A 16634-nucleotide genomic window follows, 5' to 3' on the forward strand; every position below is an offset into this window, starting at 1 on the left:
ACCATAGCTACTCAATGTTCACCGAAGACTCCTCCATCATCTATCCTCCCAAATAAATGGAAAATATTCAGTTAAATTCAGCAGATTAGGTGAGAATATTAAATTAAATGGAAAACCAGAAAGGGGTGATTTCCCGAGAATTAGCTGTAGTTTTTGCAGTTTGTGCTCAGCTGGAGCGATGTTGTGAAATACAGAAGTAATCCAACACATACGCAGATTAACACACAGTCGCGTTCCTCTAAATCTCCCGTTTTGCCCCATTTGTCACATATGGACTAGCCAAATCCGACTCTTTTTACACAAAACACATATATATCTGTGTTTACCCCCTCCAAAAACAAACATAAAAATAATGTTTCAAAAACAAACAAAGATATGATAAGATAAAACCATCAAAAACAAACATACAAACATGGGATGTAAACCTTAGGAGGGTACTTAAATGGTTGCGAATTTATGGGAAGCTTCAAAAGCGAATGCAGTGTCGAAAGGCGTAGAGGAAATTGTTTATCGTTCTAACTTGTTAGGCACAGATCGCGCTGTATGTAACTGGGGCGGCGGCAACACCTCTTACAAAACGATCGAGAAGGATTTCCGTGGTCGCGATGTTGAAGTGATGTGGGTCAAAGGAAGCGGTTCTGACCTTGGAACGATGAAAGCAAAGAATTTCACAGGTCTTCGCATGGAAGATATTCGTCCATTGATCGAGCGCGACGAAATGTCCGACGAAGACATGGTTGCTTACCTTGCAAACTGTATGATCGACAGCAAGCATCCGCGTGCTTCCATCGAGACGCTTTTACATGCGTTCTTACCATTCAAAAACGTTGACCACACACATCCAGATGCGATTATCTCGCTTTGCTGCGCACACAATGGTCGTGAGCTTGCGAAAGAAATTTATGGCGATCGTTTCGTATGGGTACCTTATGTACGTCCTGGTTTTACACTTTCCAAAATGATCGCAGATGGCGTTCGCAACAATCCAAAAGCTGAGCTTGTTCTTATGGAGAAACATGGTCTAGTCACTTGGGGCGAAACATCCGAAGAAAGCTACCTCAAAACCATTGCTATCATTAATGAAGCAGCAAGTTTCATTGAAGCTCGTGTGAACGAAGCGAACCTATATGGCGGTTCCAAATACGAAACACTTAGCGCTGAAGCACGCAAGGAACTATTGGCTCAAGTTCTGCCAGTCGTTCGCGGTGCAGTAAGCAACGAGAAGAAAATGATCCTCACCATTGACAGTGCAGACGATGTGCTTCAATTTGTAAACAGCCGTGATGCAGCAGTCCTTTCCCAAGTTGGAGCAGCTTGCCCGGATCACCTGGTTCATACGAAAATGAAGCCTTTATATATCGACTGGAATCCGGCAACTGGCGACGCAGCAAGCTTAACAGAAGCTTTGAAAGCCGGTATTGAAGCTTACAAAGAAGAGTACAAAGCTTATTTTGACCGTAATAAAAATGATGGCGACGTTATCAACGAAGCAGCTCCGCGTGTTATCCTTATTCCAGGAATCGGGATGATCAACACAGGCAAAAGCTGGGCTATGGCACAAATTAGCGGAGCGCTTTACCACCGCGCAATCTCCGTTATGAGAGGCGCTACGGCTCTTGGAACGTTCGTATCCCTAAGCGAAAACGAATCTTTCAACGTAGAGTACTGGCCGCTTGAGCTTTATAAATTAACACTAGCTCCAGCTGAAGCTGAATTCTCCCGTCAAGTAGCTTTCATCACAGGCGGCGCAGGCGGAATCGGAAGCGTAACAGCTCGTCAATTCTTGAAAGATGGCGCACACGTTGTGCTGGCTGATCTTAACCTTGAAGGTGCACAGAAACTTGCGACTGAACTGAACGAACAATATGGCGAAAACAGAGCAATTGCTGTTCGTATGGACGTAACGAAGGAAGAAGAAGTAGAAGCAGCATTCCGTGAGTCCATCCTTAGCTACGGCGGTATCGACATTATCGTGAATAATGCAGGTCTTGCGACTTCCAGTCCTTTTGACGAAACATCGCTGAAAGAGTGGAACTTGAACATGAACGTGCTGAGCACAGGGTATTTCCTTGTAGCGAGAGAAGCGTTTAAAATTATGAAAAAGCAAACAATCGGCGGCAGCATGGTATTCGTTGGCTCCAAGAACTCCGTATTTGCTGGGAAAAATGCTTCCGCATACTCCACAGCTAAAGCAGCTGAGATTCACTTAGCGCGTTGTATCGCAGCAGAAGGCGGCGAATTCGGTATTCGTGTGAACTCCGTATTGCCAGATGCGATCCTTCAAGGTTCCGCAATTTGGAACTCCGGCTGGCGCAATGAGCGGGCTGCTGCTTACGGTATTGAACCGGATCAGTTGGAAGAGCACTACCGCAAAAGAACAACATTGCTCGTTAACATTTTCCCTAAAGACGTTGCAGAAGCTATTGTGTACTTCGCTTCATCCAAAGCAGCTAAAACAACGGGTTGCATGATCACAGTTGATGGTGGCGTACCTGCTGCCTTCACACGTTAATACATCTACTAGGAGGCCATAAAACCGATGAGCGACAAAGCCTACGCATTATTCGAAGAGCAACAAGCCCTGAGAGGCATTGATATCGCAGCTGTCAAGGCGAAGCTGAAAGCATTGAAAGTTGAAACGCCATCATGGGGCTACGGGGATTCAGGAACACGCTTCAAAGTTTACCAACAAACAGGCGTACCGCGTAATCCTTTTGAGAAATTCGAAGATGCTGCGCAAGTGCACAAACTGACGGGTGTTTGCCCGTCGGTTGCCATCCACATCCCATGGGACAAGGTAGATGACTACGCGAAGCTGAAGCAGCATGCGTCTGATCTAGGCGTTTCCATCGGTGCGGTGAACCCGAACCTTTTCCAAGAAGATGATTACATCTTCGGAAGTGTGACGAACTCGAACGCAGCGATTCGCCGCAAAGCGACGGATCACTTGCTAGAGTGCGTAGACATTGCCAAAACGGTAGGCTCCGACGTGTTGAGCTTATGGTTCGCAGACGGCTCCAACTACCCAGGTCAAGTGGATATCCGCGCTCGTAAAGCGTGGATGTATGAGTCGCTGAAAGAAATGTACAATGCGATGACACCAAGCATGCGCATGTTGATCGAATACAAGTTCTATGAGCCTGCGTTCTACCACACAGATCTAGCTGACTGGGGTATGGCGTTCAATTTGGCGAACAAATTGGGTCCGCAAGCCGAAGTCCTCGTAGATACAGGACATCATCCACAAGGAACAAACATCGAGCACATCGTGACGTACTTGTTGGATGAAAATAAATTAGGCGGCTTCCACTTCAACTCACGTAAATACGGTGATGACGATCTAATCGTAGGTTCTGTGAATCCGTATGAATTGTTCTTGATTTTCTATCAAATCATTGATGCAGCGAATGACAAGAATCCACAGATTCGTCAAGCGGCTGACAACATTGCGTATATGATCGACCAAAGCCATAACATTGAGCGTAAAATCCCTGCGATGCTGCGTTCTGTATTAAACGTACAAACGCAATACGCGAAAGCACTTCTTATTAACCTTGAAGAAGTTCGTGCTGCACAAGCGAACCAAGATGTTCTTGGTGCCGAAGATGCGGTTCGTAAAGCTTTTGAATTCGATGTAACGCCTCTTCTACAAGCAGTTCGTGAGGAAATCGGCGTGCCGGTTGACCCGATGAAAGCTTACTTGGCAAGCGGCTATGACGAGAAAATTAACGCGCGTGGCAAAGGCGGTGCAAGCTGGTGAGTACTTCTTCGACAGTTCTAGCCTTTGATTTGGGAGCAAGCAGCGGCAGAGCGATCGTCGGACGACTTGATTCTGAAGCGGGCCGGATCACGATCGAGGAAATTCACCGCTTCTCTAATGATCCAGTGCAGGTGGGCAACCACCTGCACTGGGACATTTTGCGGTTGCTTCATGAGTTGAAGCAAGGTATTTTACAAACCAAACATCTAGGCTACACGAATATCGAGAGTTTGGCGATAGATTCATGGGCTGTTGATTTCGGACTTTTGGCTGCAAATGGTGAGCTATTAGGGAACCCGTATCATTACCGGGATCATCACACAGATGGCTTGATGGAGCAAGTGATGGAGATTGTTGGACGGGAGAAACTGTATGCGCTAACAGGGCTGCAGTTTTTGCAATTCAACTCCATTTTCCAACTCTATGCACTTCAAAAAAACAATCCTGAACTACTTGACCGCGCGGCGACGTTTCTGATGATTCCAGACCTTCTTCGCTACTTCCTGACAGGCGAAAAGCATAGTGAATTCACGAATGCCACGACGACGCAGTTGTTTAATGCAACGAGCTTCACGTGGGACACGGCACTCATCGAGCAATTACGACTTCCGGCACAGATTTTCTTGCCGCCAGTCGCTTCGGGATCGCGTGTTGGATCGCTAAGCCCAGCTGTTTGCGAGGAACTGGATGTTCCTTCCATTCCTGTCATCGCGGTTGGCGAGCACGATACAGCGTCAGCTGTTGTTGCCGTTCCTGCGCTTGATGATGACTTTGCCTTCCTAAGCTGCGGGACTTGGTCCTTATTAGGGACGGAGACGAGTGCTCCGGTGCTCACGGAACAAGCCCTAGCGTGGAATTTCACGAATGAAGGCGGCGTGTACGGAACGAATCGTTTATTGAAGAACATCATGGGTTTATGGCTCTTTAATGAATGCAAACGTGCATGGGATAAGGAAGGGAAATCAGTCAGTTTTGCCGAACTCGTGAAGCAGGCAGAAGCCGTAAAACCATTCCAATTCTTCATCGATCCGGATGATGATATGTTCCTTAACCCTGCGCATATGCCGAAGCAAATCCAGCAATATTGTCGTGATACGGGGCAAACTGTGCCTCAAACCGATGGTGAGATCGTGCGTTGCATTATGGAAAGCCTCGCACTGAAATATCGCTTTATTCTTGAACGTACGGAGCAGCTTTCCGGCAAGACATACCGTGGACTTCACATCGTAGGCGGCGGCATCCAGAACGAACTGCTTTGTCAGTTCACATCGAACGCTACACAGCGTGAAGTGTGGGCGGGGCCAGTAGAGGGTAGTGCCCTAGGAAACCTTGTAGTACAATGGATATCACTAGGGGTTATCGCGAATTTGCGCGAAGCCAGGAAGCTGATTCGGAATTCGTTCCCAGTCAAGACGAATCATCCTCAGGATGAGGCGGGTTGGCAGGCGGCGTATGAAGTGTTTTGTCAGGTGGCCTCCCGATCGACGGTGAAATGAGGGGTATCGATGCTTGTAGCGGAGAGATGGCAGAGAATCGTTCAATTGGTAAATGAAAAAGGAAGCATGCGCGTCACAGAGCTGAGCGAACTGTGTCAGGTGACGGAAGAAACGATTCGACGTGACTTGGATCGGTTAGAGGCTGAAGGCAAGCTCATGCGCAGCCACGGCGGTGCTGTGAGTGTGAAGGAAGCCCAGACCGAGGTTCCGTTCATGGAGCGGGAGACGGCGCATGCGGATTTCAAGAACAGCATCGCGAAGGAAGCTATTTCACATATTCAAGAAGGGGATCGCATCATTCTCGACGCGAGTACCACGGCTTGGTATATGGCGAAAATGATTCCCGATATGGCGATTACCATTATCACGAATTCCATGAAGGTTGCCTTAGAGGTAAGTGGCAAAGAGAAAATTCAAGTCATCTCCACAGGCGGCTTACTTTCTCCAAAGTCCTTATCCTACGTAGGCCCGTTGTCGGAGAGATCATTGGATATGTACCATGCGCATAAGCTGTTTCTATCTTGCAAAGGGGTTCACGTGCAGCGCGGCATCAGCGAATCGAATGAGCTTCAAGCGCTCATTAAACGCAAAATGATCAGCATCGCAGATGAAACGTATTTGCTCGCAGATCATAGCAAATTCGGCACACAGGCCTTAACACAAGTTGCGGGTTGGTCGGAGATTCAACATGTCATTACAGATCGACTCACGAGCAAGGAATCGCTAGATCGTATTCGAGACAAAGGTGTGCAAGTCCGCCAATTGGATTAGCCGCGCATACACAAACAGCCGTCCCATGTATAGTGGGGCGGCTGTTCTTGCTCCCACACACTTATTTGCATTCCTACTTTTACCTGACTAGTATATGCTTAAGAGCTAGTTGATGTTGAAAGGAGATACAGGCGATGCGAATAGGTGTTATAGCAGATACTCATTTATCTTACAAAGTTCAGAAGCTTCCCGATGCTCTTGTAGCGGGGCTACAGGGCGTTGATCTAATTATTCATGCAGGTGATTGGGTGAGTGAGCATGTCATCGAGCTAGTCGAGCAGATTGCTCCCTGTGAGTCCGTAGCCGGTAATAATGATGGGGAAGATATTGTGGAGAGGTTTGGGAAAAAGAAACTATTAACCTTCGGTAATTTCCGGATAGGGCTTATTCACGGGGATGGCTTCCGGAAAACGACAGAAGAAAGAGCGCGTGAGGCGTTCGAGGCTGAGCGGCCCGACATGGTAATCTTTGGACACTCACACATCCCATTTCTCCAAAATGTCCAAGGAACGATTATGTTCAATCCAGGTTCACCCACGGATAAAAGAAGACAGCCTCGCTACTCGTATGGCATTCTCCAATTAGGGGAGCAATGGAAGGCAGAGCATTTCTACTTCGACTCCAAAGAATGATTTCATGTGAAGCTGCTACTCTCCAGATAAACAAAAAGGGCTATCCCAAAAGTAGATCATTCTACTTGAGGGTAGCCCTTGTTTTCGTATACAGGCGCCGAAGAATCAGTCTCTATTCACTATTTCTACCGCTCATACCACTCGCCGGAAACCCAATCCGTCGATTTCCACTTCAGCACATCGGGATTCGCCAGATGCATAATTTCCTTCAAGAAATCAAGTTGCTCAAGATCGGTCATTGGCTTGAAGTTTTTCGCTATCGCAAGATTCTGCTCCAGTTGTTCCATAGACTCCATACCTACAATGGCTGTAGAAATCGGCAAAGACAATGTGTAGCGCAAAGCTTTCTCATACCAAGGTGCCAATTTGCCCAACGCCATGACCTTCATGCCGATGATCGCAATTCCCTTTTCATTGGCTTGGGGCAGGAATTCATGGGCGAAGCTATAAACAAGGTGATCAGCAGCGGACAATGCGACAAGTGCGCTATCAAACGGATAGCGATCAATCGCTTCGAGCTGGACCTGAGGATTCGTATGCCCACTGATCGAGATATGCTTGATCATGCCTTGTTCCTTCGCTTCAATTAAAGCTTCGAGTGCGCCACCTTTGGCAAAACACTGATCGAGCTCTTCCATTTTCATAATATTATGTAGACGCCACTCCTCGACGTGATCCGTCTGCAGACGCTTCAGGCTGTCTTCGAGAAGTCGAAGGGAACCGTCCCGCGTTCGGTCATGAGTCTTGGTTGCAATCCATACCTCGTCCCTCCGACTACGCAGGGCTAGTGCTTTACCCAGACGTTCTTCCGATTGCCCTTTCGAATAGCTAGGCGCTGTGTCGAAGTACGTTATACCCTCATCAATTGCTCGATTCACAATCTGAATCGCTTCTTCCTCCGTGCAGTTATGTTCATCTACAATGCGTTGGGCGCCAAAGCTTAATAGTGGGAAATGGGCTCCCGTCGAACCAAAAGGTCTTTTCTCCATTCAATCATTCCTCCTACAATGGCAAGCTGCAGTTATTATGTCCTATCGTTCCCACAATGGATACCAAGACATACCAATTTTACCACAGATGAAAGTAAGAAATTTTGTTTTCCGATGATAAAAATAGTGCGATTCTGGTCAATGGTGGTTCACTTGGAAGCACTTATCTGGGGGCCGAGAAGGTTGCCAAGATAGGCGTTTTTCTCATTCGTAACATGGATACGAGACGAAGGGAATTCTTTTACTGGATAGAGATCGAATTTAGCAGGAATATTGCTTACTCATACGAAATTAATAGATCAAGAGTTCATCGTCAAGATTCGACCTAATTTGATCAAAAATATGAACGACCAAGGACTTTGGTCCTAATATTTGATGAAAAAAGATTGTGATAATGCGCAATTAAACTTATTATGAATAGAGCATATCATTTATTGTCGAGAAGCTTGATCAAACAAATTGAAGGTGTACATAACGAATCACAATTAGATTGTAAAGAGGTGCTTTAAGCATGGAGAAATCATCTATTATTGGTATTGTGCTAGCTGCAGTATCCATTGGCTTTGGTATGGTACTAAAGGGAGCAAGTTTAGCGGCATTATTAAATCCTGCGGCTGCGTTAATCATTTTCGGCGGAACAGCTTCAGCGCTGCTCTTAGCCTTCTCGCTTGAAGAGATCAAGAAAATCCCGGTCTTATTAAAAATCATTTTTACTGAACAGAAACTTATGCCAAAAAAAGAATTAATCGAGACGTTCATTAACTGGGTGAGCATTACACGTCGTGAGGGGCTGCTTTCTTTGGAGAAGCAAGCTGAGGAGCTTTCGGATCCTTTTATGAAAAGTGGTATGCGACTAATTATCGATGGGAATGACCCGGACTTCGTGCGTGATGTTCTTCTTGAAGATATTGCCGAGATGGAAACAAGACATAAGAAATATGCGAGTATTTTTACTCAAGCAGGTACGTATGCACCTACACTTGGGGTACTTGGTGCCGTTGTCGGACTAATCGCTGCGCTTGGTAATTTGAGTGAAGTGGAGAAGTTGGGACACTTAATTTCAGCTGCTTTCGTTGCTACCATGTTCGGTATTTTCTTGGGGTATGTTATTTTTCACCCTTTTGCCAATAAGCTTAAGCAGAAGTCCAAGAAAGAAGTTGAGATTAAGCTGATGGTCGTAGAAGGCTTACTTTCTATCCAATCTGGTGTGTCAGCCAATTCCGTGAAGCAGAAGATGATGATTTTTGTCGCTAACAAAGATCGTGAGTCCTATGAAGAAAGTATGGAGGGGGGGGCATCCGGACAGTGAGTAAAAAAAAGAAGCATGAGGATCATGAAGAACATGTCGATGAATCCTGGCTGATTCCCTATGCGGATTTATTGACTTTACTCCTTGCCCTCTTTATCATTTTGTTTGCATCTAGTCAGTTAGACTCTAAGAAATACGATTCCATCATGCGATCTTTAAATAATGCTTTCACTGGTGGTGAAGCGCCCTTCGCCATGTCGAATTTAATTCCAATTGAGGATGCAGCAAACTCGACGAAAAATAATTTTAAGAACCAGAATCCACCTTCCAAAGAAGAGAATAAAATCGAGAGCCAACTAGCTGCGAAGCTTCAGAAGGAAGAAAAGGACCTGGAAGAATTAAAGAAAAGTATGGATGCGTTCATTAAAGAGAATAACATGAGTGAACAGTTGACAACCAAATTGGATAATGAAAAGTTGACGATTACCATAAGCGATCGAGCGTTGTTCGATTCTGGATCTGCGACGATCAAGCAGGAGTCCCAGAACCTAGCCACATCGATGTCGAATTTACTGGGGCAATACCCTGGCTATGAGGTCGAAGTGGCTGGACATACGGATAATATACCGATTCACCGAGCAGATTTTGAAACGAATTGGGATTTGAGTGCCAAGCGTGCTGTGAATTTTATGAAATTGCTGCTCGTTAATACGAAGATTCAGCCTGCTTCTTATTCCTCAGTTGGCTATGGCGAGTATCGCCCTATCGCTGATAATACGGTAACCGATGGCAGGGCCAAGAATCGCCGAGTAGAAGTGAGCATTCTCCGCAACATCAAAGCATCGGATGAGATAGCGAAATAAATGAGAAGAGCTAAGCAGCTTACAAAGTGCTTAGCTCTTTTGATTATGTGCAATTCGCTGCCGTGTGCAAGAGAAAGGGGAATTGAAAAACCGCGGGGACACGGATAGGAGGGTGTAAGTCGAAGAAATCTAGTTACTTCGACTTACGAGTAAGAAGCAGCGCTATTTCTTATGTGTAAGTCGATTATTTCAGGTGAAACCGACTAATTCAGGTGTAAAAACGGCCCCTAGTTGTTCTACCGCTGAAACAACCTCTTATCATGTAAGTGTTATGTGTTATGTGTTATGTGTTATGTGTTATGTGTTAATTGTTACTTAACCCCGACCAATTCTTTCTTGTCTTGGAGCTGCTCCTGGTTCTTGAGTTCCTTATGTTGCTGGACATCAGGCAGCTGTTCAAATACAAGCTCTTCGTTCAATTCCTGTTCAATCGCTGCGATTTGTTCCACAATTTGTTCCACGATGCTTTCTTCAGCCGCATGGATCTCTATTGGCTCATCCACTCCTATAACCTCCGCAATTTGAAACTTGCTAATTTCTGCAAAAAGCTGCTGAGCCAGCTCAAGAATATCATCCGACTCTTCCGCAATACGCCGGATCGACGCGTCCTGTTGGATACTGGTCGAGTTTACCTCTTCAACACCGGCAGCTGTCTCTTGCGCAATGGCGGCAACAAACTGCACGGAATCGACCAAGCGATCGTTCTTCGACTGGGCTTGTTCGATTTTCTGATGAATCTGTACAATCTGCTCACGGATGACTAACGTCGACTGCTCAATTCTGCTGAAGGAACCGAAAGTCTCCTCCACGTGGCTGCTTTGCGTCAGTGCAGATTCACGCGCATCGACCAACGATAGCTGCAACTCCTGAATCTGCCCCTGCAGCGTCCCGATGATACCGCTGATCGTCTTCGACGATCCGTTCGTTTGGAGGGACAGCTCGCGCACTTCTTCCGCGATCACAGAGAAGCCGCGGCCGTGCGCGCCGGCTCTGGCCGCTTCGATCGCGGCATTCAACGCTAGGACATTCGTCTGCGTTGAAATCTCCATGATCGAGCGCACGATGGCGCCGATCTGCTTCGAGCTGGCGCTGAGCGTCTGCATCGCCGCATCCACCTTCTGCAGCAGGAGCTGCGACTGCGCAGTTGACGCTTTGAGCGCCTGCACGGATGCAGTACCTTGCTGCGTATCGAGAGCAGCCGCGTCGCTGCTGCGCTTCATTTCATGGGTATACGCGTTGATATCGCGGATCTCTTCTTCAAGTTCGGCGATGAGCAGCGAGCTGCTCTCTGTTTTCATCGCTTGCTCATCCGCGCCTGTCGATATCTCGTGAATCGCTTTGAGAATATCTGAATTTGCCGAGGCCGTCAGCTGGGAGAAGCGATGAAATTCATGCGAATGCGCAGATAGAGATGAAGCGATCCCCTTTGTTGTACCAAGCATGAGGCGAACTTGCCGTATCATCTGGTCAAAGTTATTACTTAATTGCCCTAGCTCATCAGTGGCAGAGGAATTAATGGTGTGGGTTAAATCTCCGGATGCAATGCGAGCAACGGCTTTTTGCAGAACAGAGATCGGACGCGTGAACGATGTAACAATGAGAAAAGCGATAACCAACGTAAGCAAGAAAACGAAAGCAGAAGCAACCAACATAATCGTACGGCTATTATTGAGTGCTTTGGAGGAGTCAGCAATTGCAGCTGCAGAACCGTCGGCATAGGTTATGTAAAATTTATCGACTAAACCAAAGATGATATCCTTCAACTCTTGGGATTCACTATATAAGTACAACAGATTAATCTGAAGATCAGTTGGCTTGATGTTGGGGTCCTGAACCATTTTAGCTGCTGAATCGAAATTGTTAATGTAATCAACCGAGGCTTGGATTAACTGGCTTCGCCATTTTTGCTGATCAGGGGTACTGGCGGTATCGCCGATCTTCTTAATGAAATCATTGTAGGGCTGCCGATTACTATTGTATTTCTCAATAAATTCGGGTTTCTTGGAGATTTCAAGTCCAGCAGCAATGATGTTCATCTCCTGAACCAAATTCTTAAGCTCTAGGGCCATTACTTTAAGAGCGACCTTATCATTTTGAACGATCATATGCTGCTTGATTTGTGTTACCTGATAAAGATTGAACAGAGCAACGCTTAAGAAAATGAGCAGTACACCACCGAAGCTTGTAATTAATTTTGCACGCATAGAGAAGTTTGACATCATCAATCTAATCATATGTATTCCTCCTATATATAGACAAGCTTAGACACCATTCGTCTAATTACTTATTAATATAGGGGGCTTCTATTAACTAAAGCGTCGAACTATGTAAACGATTTGTAAATTAAAAGTTTTACATTACGTTAACGTTTCGTGGGTTTGTAATTTACATTCGCTTGCTACCATATGGAAGTAAGGTCGTTCGACACACAAGTAGATGGGGATCGAACATAACCAAATCCAGCACATACATTCAAAGGAGGACATGCAAACTATGTTTAACTTCATGTCGAGAAAAGGAATTACATTTACACTATCCGCGGTATTAATGATGGGGACTTTGGTTGGTTGCGGTGCTAAAACAGAGACAAACAATGCGGCAGCAACAACGGCAGCGACGACAGCAGCTTCAGCTTCTGCTAAGCCGACGGATGCTCCGAAAACAGAATTAAGCGGTACAGTTACAGCTTCCGGTTCCAGCGCACTTCTACCATTGGTTAAACAAGCAGCAACTGAATTTATGGAAAAGAACCCGAAAGTAACCATTAACGTGACTGCTGGTGGTTCAGGTACAGGAATTAAAAACGTAGCAGACGGAACATCCGACATCGGGAACTCCGACGTAGAGTTTTCTGCTGAATATAAAGATAAAGGTCTAAAGGATCACAAAGTAGCAATCGCACCTTTCGCTCTAATCGTAAACAAAGATGTGAAAGTGGATAACGTAACGAAACAACAAGCAGCGGATATCTACACAGGTAAAATCACGAATTGGAAAGAAGTTGGCGGCAATGACGCGAAAATCGTTCTTGTTCACCGTCCGGACAGCTCAGGTTCCCGTACACTTGTCAAACAAATTATTTTGGATGGCAAAGAATTCACGAAAGACGGTATTACACAAGAAAACAGTGGTGCAATGAAAACAGCGGTTGTAGGACAATCCGGCTCTATTGGTTATGTGGATACACCTTACATCGATGACACGTTAAAAGCTTTGAAAATTGATGGTGTAGCTTTCACAGAAGACAACATTAAGAACGGCACTTACAAATTGTTTGGTGTAGAGCATATGTACACAAAAGGCGAACCGACAGGTGCTGTTAAAGCCTTCATCGAGTACATTTCCAACAAAGATTTCCAAGCGAAGCAAGTTCGTGAGTTGAAGTTCTTGCCAGCTGATTTATTGGGGAAATAAGAGTTTTTCAACAAGAGCGTCTGCATATACATGCGGCGCTCTTTTTCTATGTCGAGTTATTGACCAAAACTTTTACATTCCCTTAACAAATCATTTACGATCCAATGACATTCGTATTCTATGATAATAGTAAGTCTTGTGTATTGTAGAGAAAGGGGAATCACCCAGTGAATTCCATAGTAGATCAACTAACCAGCAGCGTGAAATCAAATGAAAGTCGCCCTGTCGTCACCAAGTGGACTCAAAATCAGCATCGACAAGATCGAATAATGAGGTGGTTGTTTGTAGGTAGTGCTGCTTTAGTTTCTGCCATCATTTTCTCTATCATTGTTTTCGTTGGTATGCAAGGGATCAAAACTTTTCAAGGTGTGAGTCCTCTCGAGTTTTTCTTCTCAACCGACTGGACGCCTGGTCAAAATAAATTCGGTGCATTTCCATTTCTATACAGCACATTGCTCATGACACTTGTAGCTGTCGTTATCTCCGTTCCGCTAGCCTTATCAGGTGCGTTGTTTATGGCGAAAATTGCTCCCAAATGGATGCGTGAGATCATGCGTCCTGCAACTGATTTATTCGTCGGCATTCCATCCGTTGTCTATGGATTGATCGGGATGACAGTCATTGTGCCGGCATTAGGCAGAATGACAGGCGGAGTGGCTTACGGTATTTTACCAGCGGCTATCATCTTAGCCATTATGATTCTCCCTACTATTCTGTCCATTTCAGAAGATGCCATTCGTTCACTTCCGGGTCGTTTAGAAGAAGCTTCACTGGCATTAGGAGCAACACGGTGGCAAACGATGTGGCGTGTACTCTTGCCAGCGGCAAGACCTGGTATTCTGACGGCAATCATCCTCGGGATGGGCCGCGCGATCGGGGAAACGATGGCCGTATTCATGGTTATTGGGAACTCGCCTCAAATGCCCAAATCGCTTCTCGATTCAACGACAGTGTTAACAACAGCCATCGTTAAAGATATGGGGAATACGAATTACGGCTCAACTTGGAACAATGCGCTCTATTTGATGGCGCTGCTTCTCCTTGTCATCTCCTTATCTCTCATTCTCATCATTCGTATCGTAGCTAAGAGGAGTGAACTCAAATGACAAGTAAAACAACGGATCGTATCGCGACCCTATACTTCTGGACATCGGGCATCGTCATTATCGGGATACTGGCATGGTTTCTCGTCCGCATCCTAGGCGATGGAATCCCGCACTTATCCTGGCATTTTATCTTCGGTAAACCCGAAGAGATTAAAGCGGGCGGCGGTGTAGGGCCACAACTGTTCAACTCGTTCTATGTGCTGTTCCTATCACTCGTGATTTCGATTCCGATCGGTTTATTTTCAGGTATTTACTTAGCGATTTATGCACAAAAGAATTGGTTCACGGACCTCGTCCGAATTTCCGTTGAGGCACTATCTTCCGTACCATCTATCGTGTTTGGTCTATTCGGATTTCTATTATTCGCTAATTTGCTTGGGCTCAAATTTTCAATCATTGGCGGCGCGGCCACCGTGGCACTGTTGAATCTTCCCGTCATGGTACGGGTTACGGAAGAAGCCATTCGCACTGTGCCTGACTCCTACTGGGAAGCAAGTTTGGCACTGGGCTCAACTAAATGGCAGGCGATCCGTAAGGTGCTCATTCCAGCAGCATTACCAAACTTAATTACCGGGATCACCTTGATTGCCGGTCGTGCACTTGGTGAATCAGCAATTCTCATCTACACGGCTGGGTTGTCCGTTTCACGCTTTTTCCCTGATTTCAACCCGCTCAAAATGGGAGAGACGCTCTCTGTTCATCTCTGGTACATCGGTGCAGAAGCACTTGTTCCGGATGCAAAAGAAATTGCTAAAGGCAGTGCTGCTCTACTCTTAATCGTTGTCTTAATCTTTAATCTGCTGGTATCGATACCGAGTCGAATCTTACAAAAAAGACTTTCCGGGGGGAAATAACATATGGCTATCGCGACGAAGTATAAAATTAAAGCAGAGAAATTGAATTTATTTTATGGAGATAATCAGGCGCTTCACGACGTAGATCTAAGCATTGAAACAGGAACCATTGCCGCCTTGATTGGACCTTCCGGTTGTGGGAAATCTACCTTCCTGCGTACCTTAAACCGTATGAATGATCTTATTGATAGTGTGCGGATCACAGGGAATGTAGCCGTGGATGGACACAATATTTATGGCCCCGATTCCGATGTCGTTTCGCTGCGTAAACGTGTGGGCATGGTATTTCAACGTCCGAATCCATTCCCAATGAGCATCTATGATAACATCGCCTATGGTCCACGAATTCATGGGATCAAGAAGAAGGCTGTGTTAGATGAAATTGTAGAACGCAGTCTCAAACAAGCTGCACTTTGGGACGAAGTCAAGGATCGTCTGAATAAGTCTGCGATGGGATTATCCGGTGGACAACAGCAACGCTTGTGTATTGCACGGCTGCTCGCTGTAGAACCAGATGTTCTGCTGATGGATGAGCCGACCTCGGCTTTGGATCCTATTTCAACATTGAAAGTAGAAGAACTTACACAAACGTTAAAAGAGAAATATACGATCATCATCGTGACACACAACATGCAACAAGCAGCGAGAATTTCAGATAGAACGTCTTTCTTCCTGAACGGTTATTTAGTCGAAACCGACCAAACCGATAAGATCTTCACGAATCCGAATGATCAACGTACAGAAGATTACATTACCGGACGTTTCGGTTAAAACACATAAAGGGAGAGATACACATGGATGCAAGACCAGGGTTTCACCTGTCGTTGGCACTACTGCAGAAGGAATTACAGCAAATGGGGGAAAGTGTAGAGGATTTAATTTATACCTCCGTAGAGTCCCTTGCCAAGCTGGACGAGAAAGCCGCACAGCAAGTCATCCAGAAGGACGATCTCATTGATGATTATTTAATGACCATTGATGAGCTCTGCCTACGATTAATTGCTCTTCAACAACCCATGGCTAGTGATCTGAGAATTATTGGAACGGCGCTTAAGATTGCGACTGATTTGGAACGTATCGCAGATCATGCGGTTGATATTGCCAAGATCACGATTCGTTTTGCAGGTGAAGAGTTGGTGAAGCCGCTAGAAGTCATTCCGCAAATGGCTGAAATTGCTATCGAAATGTTGCACGAGAGCCTCCTTTCTTATACGGAACGCGATGTACACAGGGCAGCATCGTTGGCCGAGAAGGATGATCGTGTAGATAAGTTGTACAGCACAGTGATGCAGGAACTGATGGGGATGATGGGAACGGATTATCACCGGAATCGTCAATTGACCCATCTGTTGTTTGTTGCACATTTCTTGGAGCGTGTGGCAGATCATACGACGAATATCGGCGAAGGCGTCATCTACATGGTTACGGGGAAACGGAAAGATCTGAACGTGTAACGACATAGAGAAGGGCCATCTCCCGTAGTAGACTCAAATCTACTTC

At 45.8% G+C, this 16634-nt stretch carries 14 protein-coding genes; 12 read left to right on the forward strand and 2 right to left on the reverse strand.

Features of this window, described 5'->3' with window-relative positions; genetic code table 11:
* Nucleotides 1-442 precede the first annotated feature (442 nt).
* The 5 genes from ASG89_RS10585 to ASG89_RS10605 all read left to right on the forward strand — a co-directional run bounded on the left by ASG89_RS10585 (nt 443) and on the right by ASG89_RS10605 (nt 6659).
* The gene (locus tag ASG89_RS10585) at nt 443-2512 is read left to right on the forward strand and encodes a bifunctional rhamnulose-1-phosphate aldolase/short-chain dehydrogenase (protein WP_057310544.1); all 2070 of its coding nucleotides are present in this window, start codon (nt 443-445) and stop codon (nt 2510-2512) included.
* Nucleotides 2513-2539: 27 nt separating this feature from the next.
* On the forward strand, nt 2540-3760 hold the full coding sequence (gene rhaI, locus ASG89_RS10590; protein ID WP_057310545.1) for an L-rhamnose isomerase: 1221 nt from the start codon (nt 2540-2542) through the stop codon (nt 3758-3760).
* Entirely contained in the window at nt 3754-5256 is a 1503-nt protein-coding gene (gene rhaB, locus ASG89_RS10595) for a rhamnulokinase (RefSeq protein ID WP_057310546.1), read from the forward strand. The genes rhaI and rhaB overlap by 7 nt, the downstream gene beginning before the upstream one ends.
* Nucleotides 5257-5265: 9 nt before the next feature.
* Nucleotides 5266-6027 (forward strand): DeoR/GlpR family DNA-binding transcription regulator, encoded by a 762-nt coding sequence (locus ASG89_RS10600; RefSeq protein ID WP_057310547.1) that lies wholly within the window; start codon nt 5266-5268, stop codon nt 6025-6027.
* 134 nt (nt 6028-6161) lie between these two features.
* Nucleotides 6162-6659: a metallophosphoesterase family protein gene (locus ASG89_RS10605; protein ID WP_057310548.1), complete on the forward strand. Its 498-nt coding sequence runs from the start codon at nt 6162-6164 to the stop codon at nt 6657-6659.
* Nucleotides 6660-6784: 125 nt separating this feature from the next.
* On the opposite strand, the gene ASG89_RS10610 is transcribed toward ASG89_RS10605, so the two are convergent.
* Nucleotides 6785-7648, reverse strand: a complete 864-nt coding sequence (locus tag ASG89_RS10610; protein WP_057310549.1) for an aldo/keto reductase — start codon at nt 7646-7648, stop codon at nt 6785-6787.
* A 511-nt stretch (nt 7649-8159) separates the two neighbouring features.
* Between ASG89_RS10610 and motA the strand changes: the two genes are divergently transcribed.
* Together motA and motB are read left to right on the forward strand one after the other, a co-directional pair.
* Nucleotides 8160-8957 carry a flagellar motor stator protein MotA gene (gene motA / locus ASG89_RS10615; protein ID WP_057310550.1) on the forward strand — a complete coding sequence of 266 codons (798 nt, stop codon included), beginning with the start codon at nt 8160-8162 and terminating at the stop codon, nt 8955-8957.
* Entirely contained in the window at nt 8954-9760 is an 807-nt protein-coding gene (gene motB, locus ASG89_RS10620) for a flagellar motor protein MotB (protein WP_057310551.1), read from the forward strand. Before motA ends, motB begins: the two co-directional genes overlap by 4 nt.
* A 311-nt stretch (nt 9761-10071) precedes the next feature.
* On the opposite strand, the gene ASG89_RS10625 is transcribed toward motB, so the two are convergent.
* Complete coding sequence (locus ASG89_RS10625; RefSeq protein WP_057310552.1) at nt 10072-11994, reverse strand: methyl-accepting chemotaxis protein; 1923 nt, start codon at nt 11992-11994, stop codon at nt 10072-10074.
* Between the two features lie 259 nt (nt 11995-12253).
* Between ASG89_RS10625 and ASG89_RS10630 the strand changes: the two genes are divergently transcribed.
* The 5 genes from ASG89_RS10630 to phoU all read left to right on the forward strand — a co-directional run bounded on the left by ASG89_RS10630 (nt 12254) and on the right by phoU (nt 16588).
* Complete coding sequence (locus ASG89_RS10630) at nt 12254-13174, forward strand: phosphate ABC transporter substrate-binding protein (protein ID WP_057310553.1); 921 nt, start codon at nt 12254-12256, stop codon at nt 13172-13174.
* A 167-nt stretch (nt 13175-13341) separates the two neighbouring features.
* The gene (gene pstC / locus ASG89_RS10635) at nt 13342-14280 is read left to right on the forward strand and encodes a phosphate ABC transporter permease subunit PstC (RefSeq protein WP_057310554.1); all 939 of its coding nucleotides are present in this window, start codon (nt 13342-13344) and stop codon (nt 14278-14280) included.
* Nucleotides 14277-15134 (forward strand): phosphate ABC transporter permease PstA, encoded by an 858-nt coding sequence (gene pstA, locus ASG89_RS10640; protein ID WP_057310555.1) that lies wholly within the window; start codon nt 14277-14279, stop codon nt 15132-15134. The genes pstC and pstA overlap by 4 nt, the downstream gene beginning before the upstream one ends.
* 3 nt (nt 15135-15137) lie before the next feature.
* A complete protein-coding gene (gene pstB / locus ASG89_RS10645; protein ID WP_057310556.1) occupies nt 15138-15905 on the forward strand; it encodes a phosphate ABC transporter ATP-binding protein PstB in 768 nt (255 codons plus the stop codon).
* A gap of 23 nt (nt 15906-15928) precedes the next feature.
* Nucleotides 15929-16588 (forward strand): phosphate signaling complex protein PhoU, encoded by a 660-nt coding sequence (phoU, locus tag ASG89_RS10650; protein WP_057310557.1) that lies wholly within the window; start codon nt 15929-15931, stop codon nt 16586-16588.
* The last annotated feature ends 46 nt before the right edge of the window (nt 16589-16634 follow it).

Origin of the sequence: Paenibacillus sp. Soil766 (genome assembly GCF_001428105.1) — a bacterium.
GTDB lineage: Bacteria > Bacillota > Bacilli > Paenibacillales > NBRC-103111 > Paenibacillus_E.

Excerpts from the sequence above, each read along its gene's own strand:
- ASG89_RS10585 (WP_057310544.1), top strand. The coding sequence starts at position 443 with ATGGTTGCGAATTTATGGGAAGCTTCAAAAGCGAATGCAGTGTCGAAA.
- rhaI (WP_057310545.1), top strand. The coding sequence starts at position 2,540 with ATGAGCGACAAAGCCTACGCATTATTCGAAGAGCAACAAGCCCTGAGA.
- ASG89_RS10600 (WP_057310547.1), top strand. The coding sequence starts at position 5,266 with ATGCTTGTAGCGGAGAGATGGCAGAGAATCGTTCAATTGGTAAATGAA.
- ASG89_RS10605 (WP_057310548.1), top strand. The coding sequence starts at position 6,162 with ATGCGAATAGGTGTTATAGCAGATACTCATTTATCTTACAAAGTTCAG.
- ASG89_RS10610 (WP_057310549.1), bottom strand. The coding sequence starts at position 7,648 with ATGGAGAAAAGACCTTTTGGTTCGACGGGAGCCCATTTCCCACTATTA.
- motA (WP_057310550.1), top strand. The coding sequence starts at position 8,160 with ATGGAGAAATCATCTATTATTGGTATTGTGCTAGCTGCAGTATCCATT.
- ASG89_RS10625 (WP_057310552.1), bottom strand. The coding sequence starts at position 11,994 with ATGATTAGATTGATGATGTCAAACTTCTCTATGCGTGCAAAATTAATT.
- ASG89_RS10630 (WP_057310553.1), top strand. The coding sequence starts at position 12,254 with ATGTTTAACTTCATGTCGAGAAAAGGAATTACATTTACACTATCCGCG.
- pstA (WP_057310555.1), top strand. The coding sequence starts at position 14,277 with ATGACAAGTAAAACAACGGATCGTATCGCGACCCTATACTTCTGGACA.
- pstB (WP_057310556.1), top strand. The coding sequence starts at position 15,138 with ATGGCTATCGCGACGAAGTATAAAATTAAAGCAGAGAAATTGAATTTA.
- phoU (WP_057310557.1), top strand. The coding sequence starts at position 15,929 with ATGGATGCAAGACCAGGGTTTCACCTGTCGTTGGCACTACTGCAGAAG.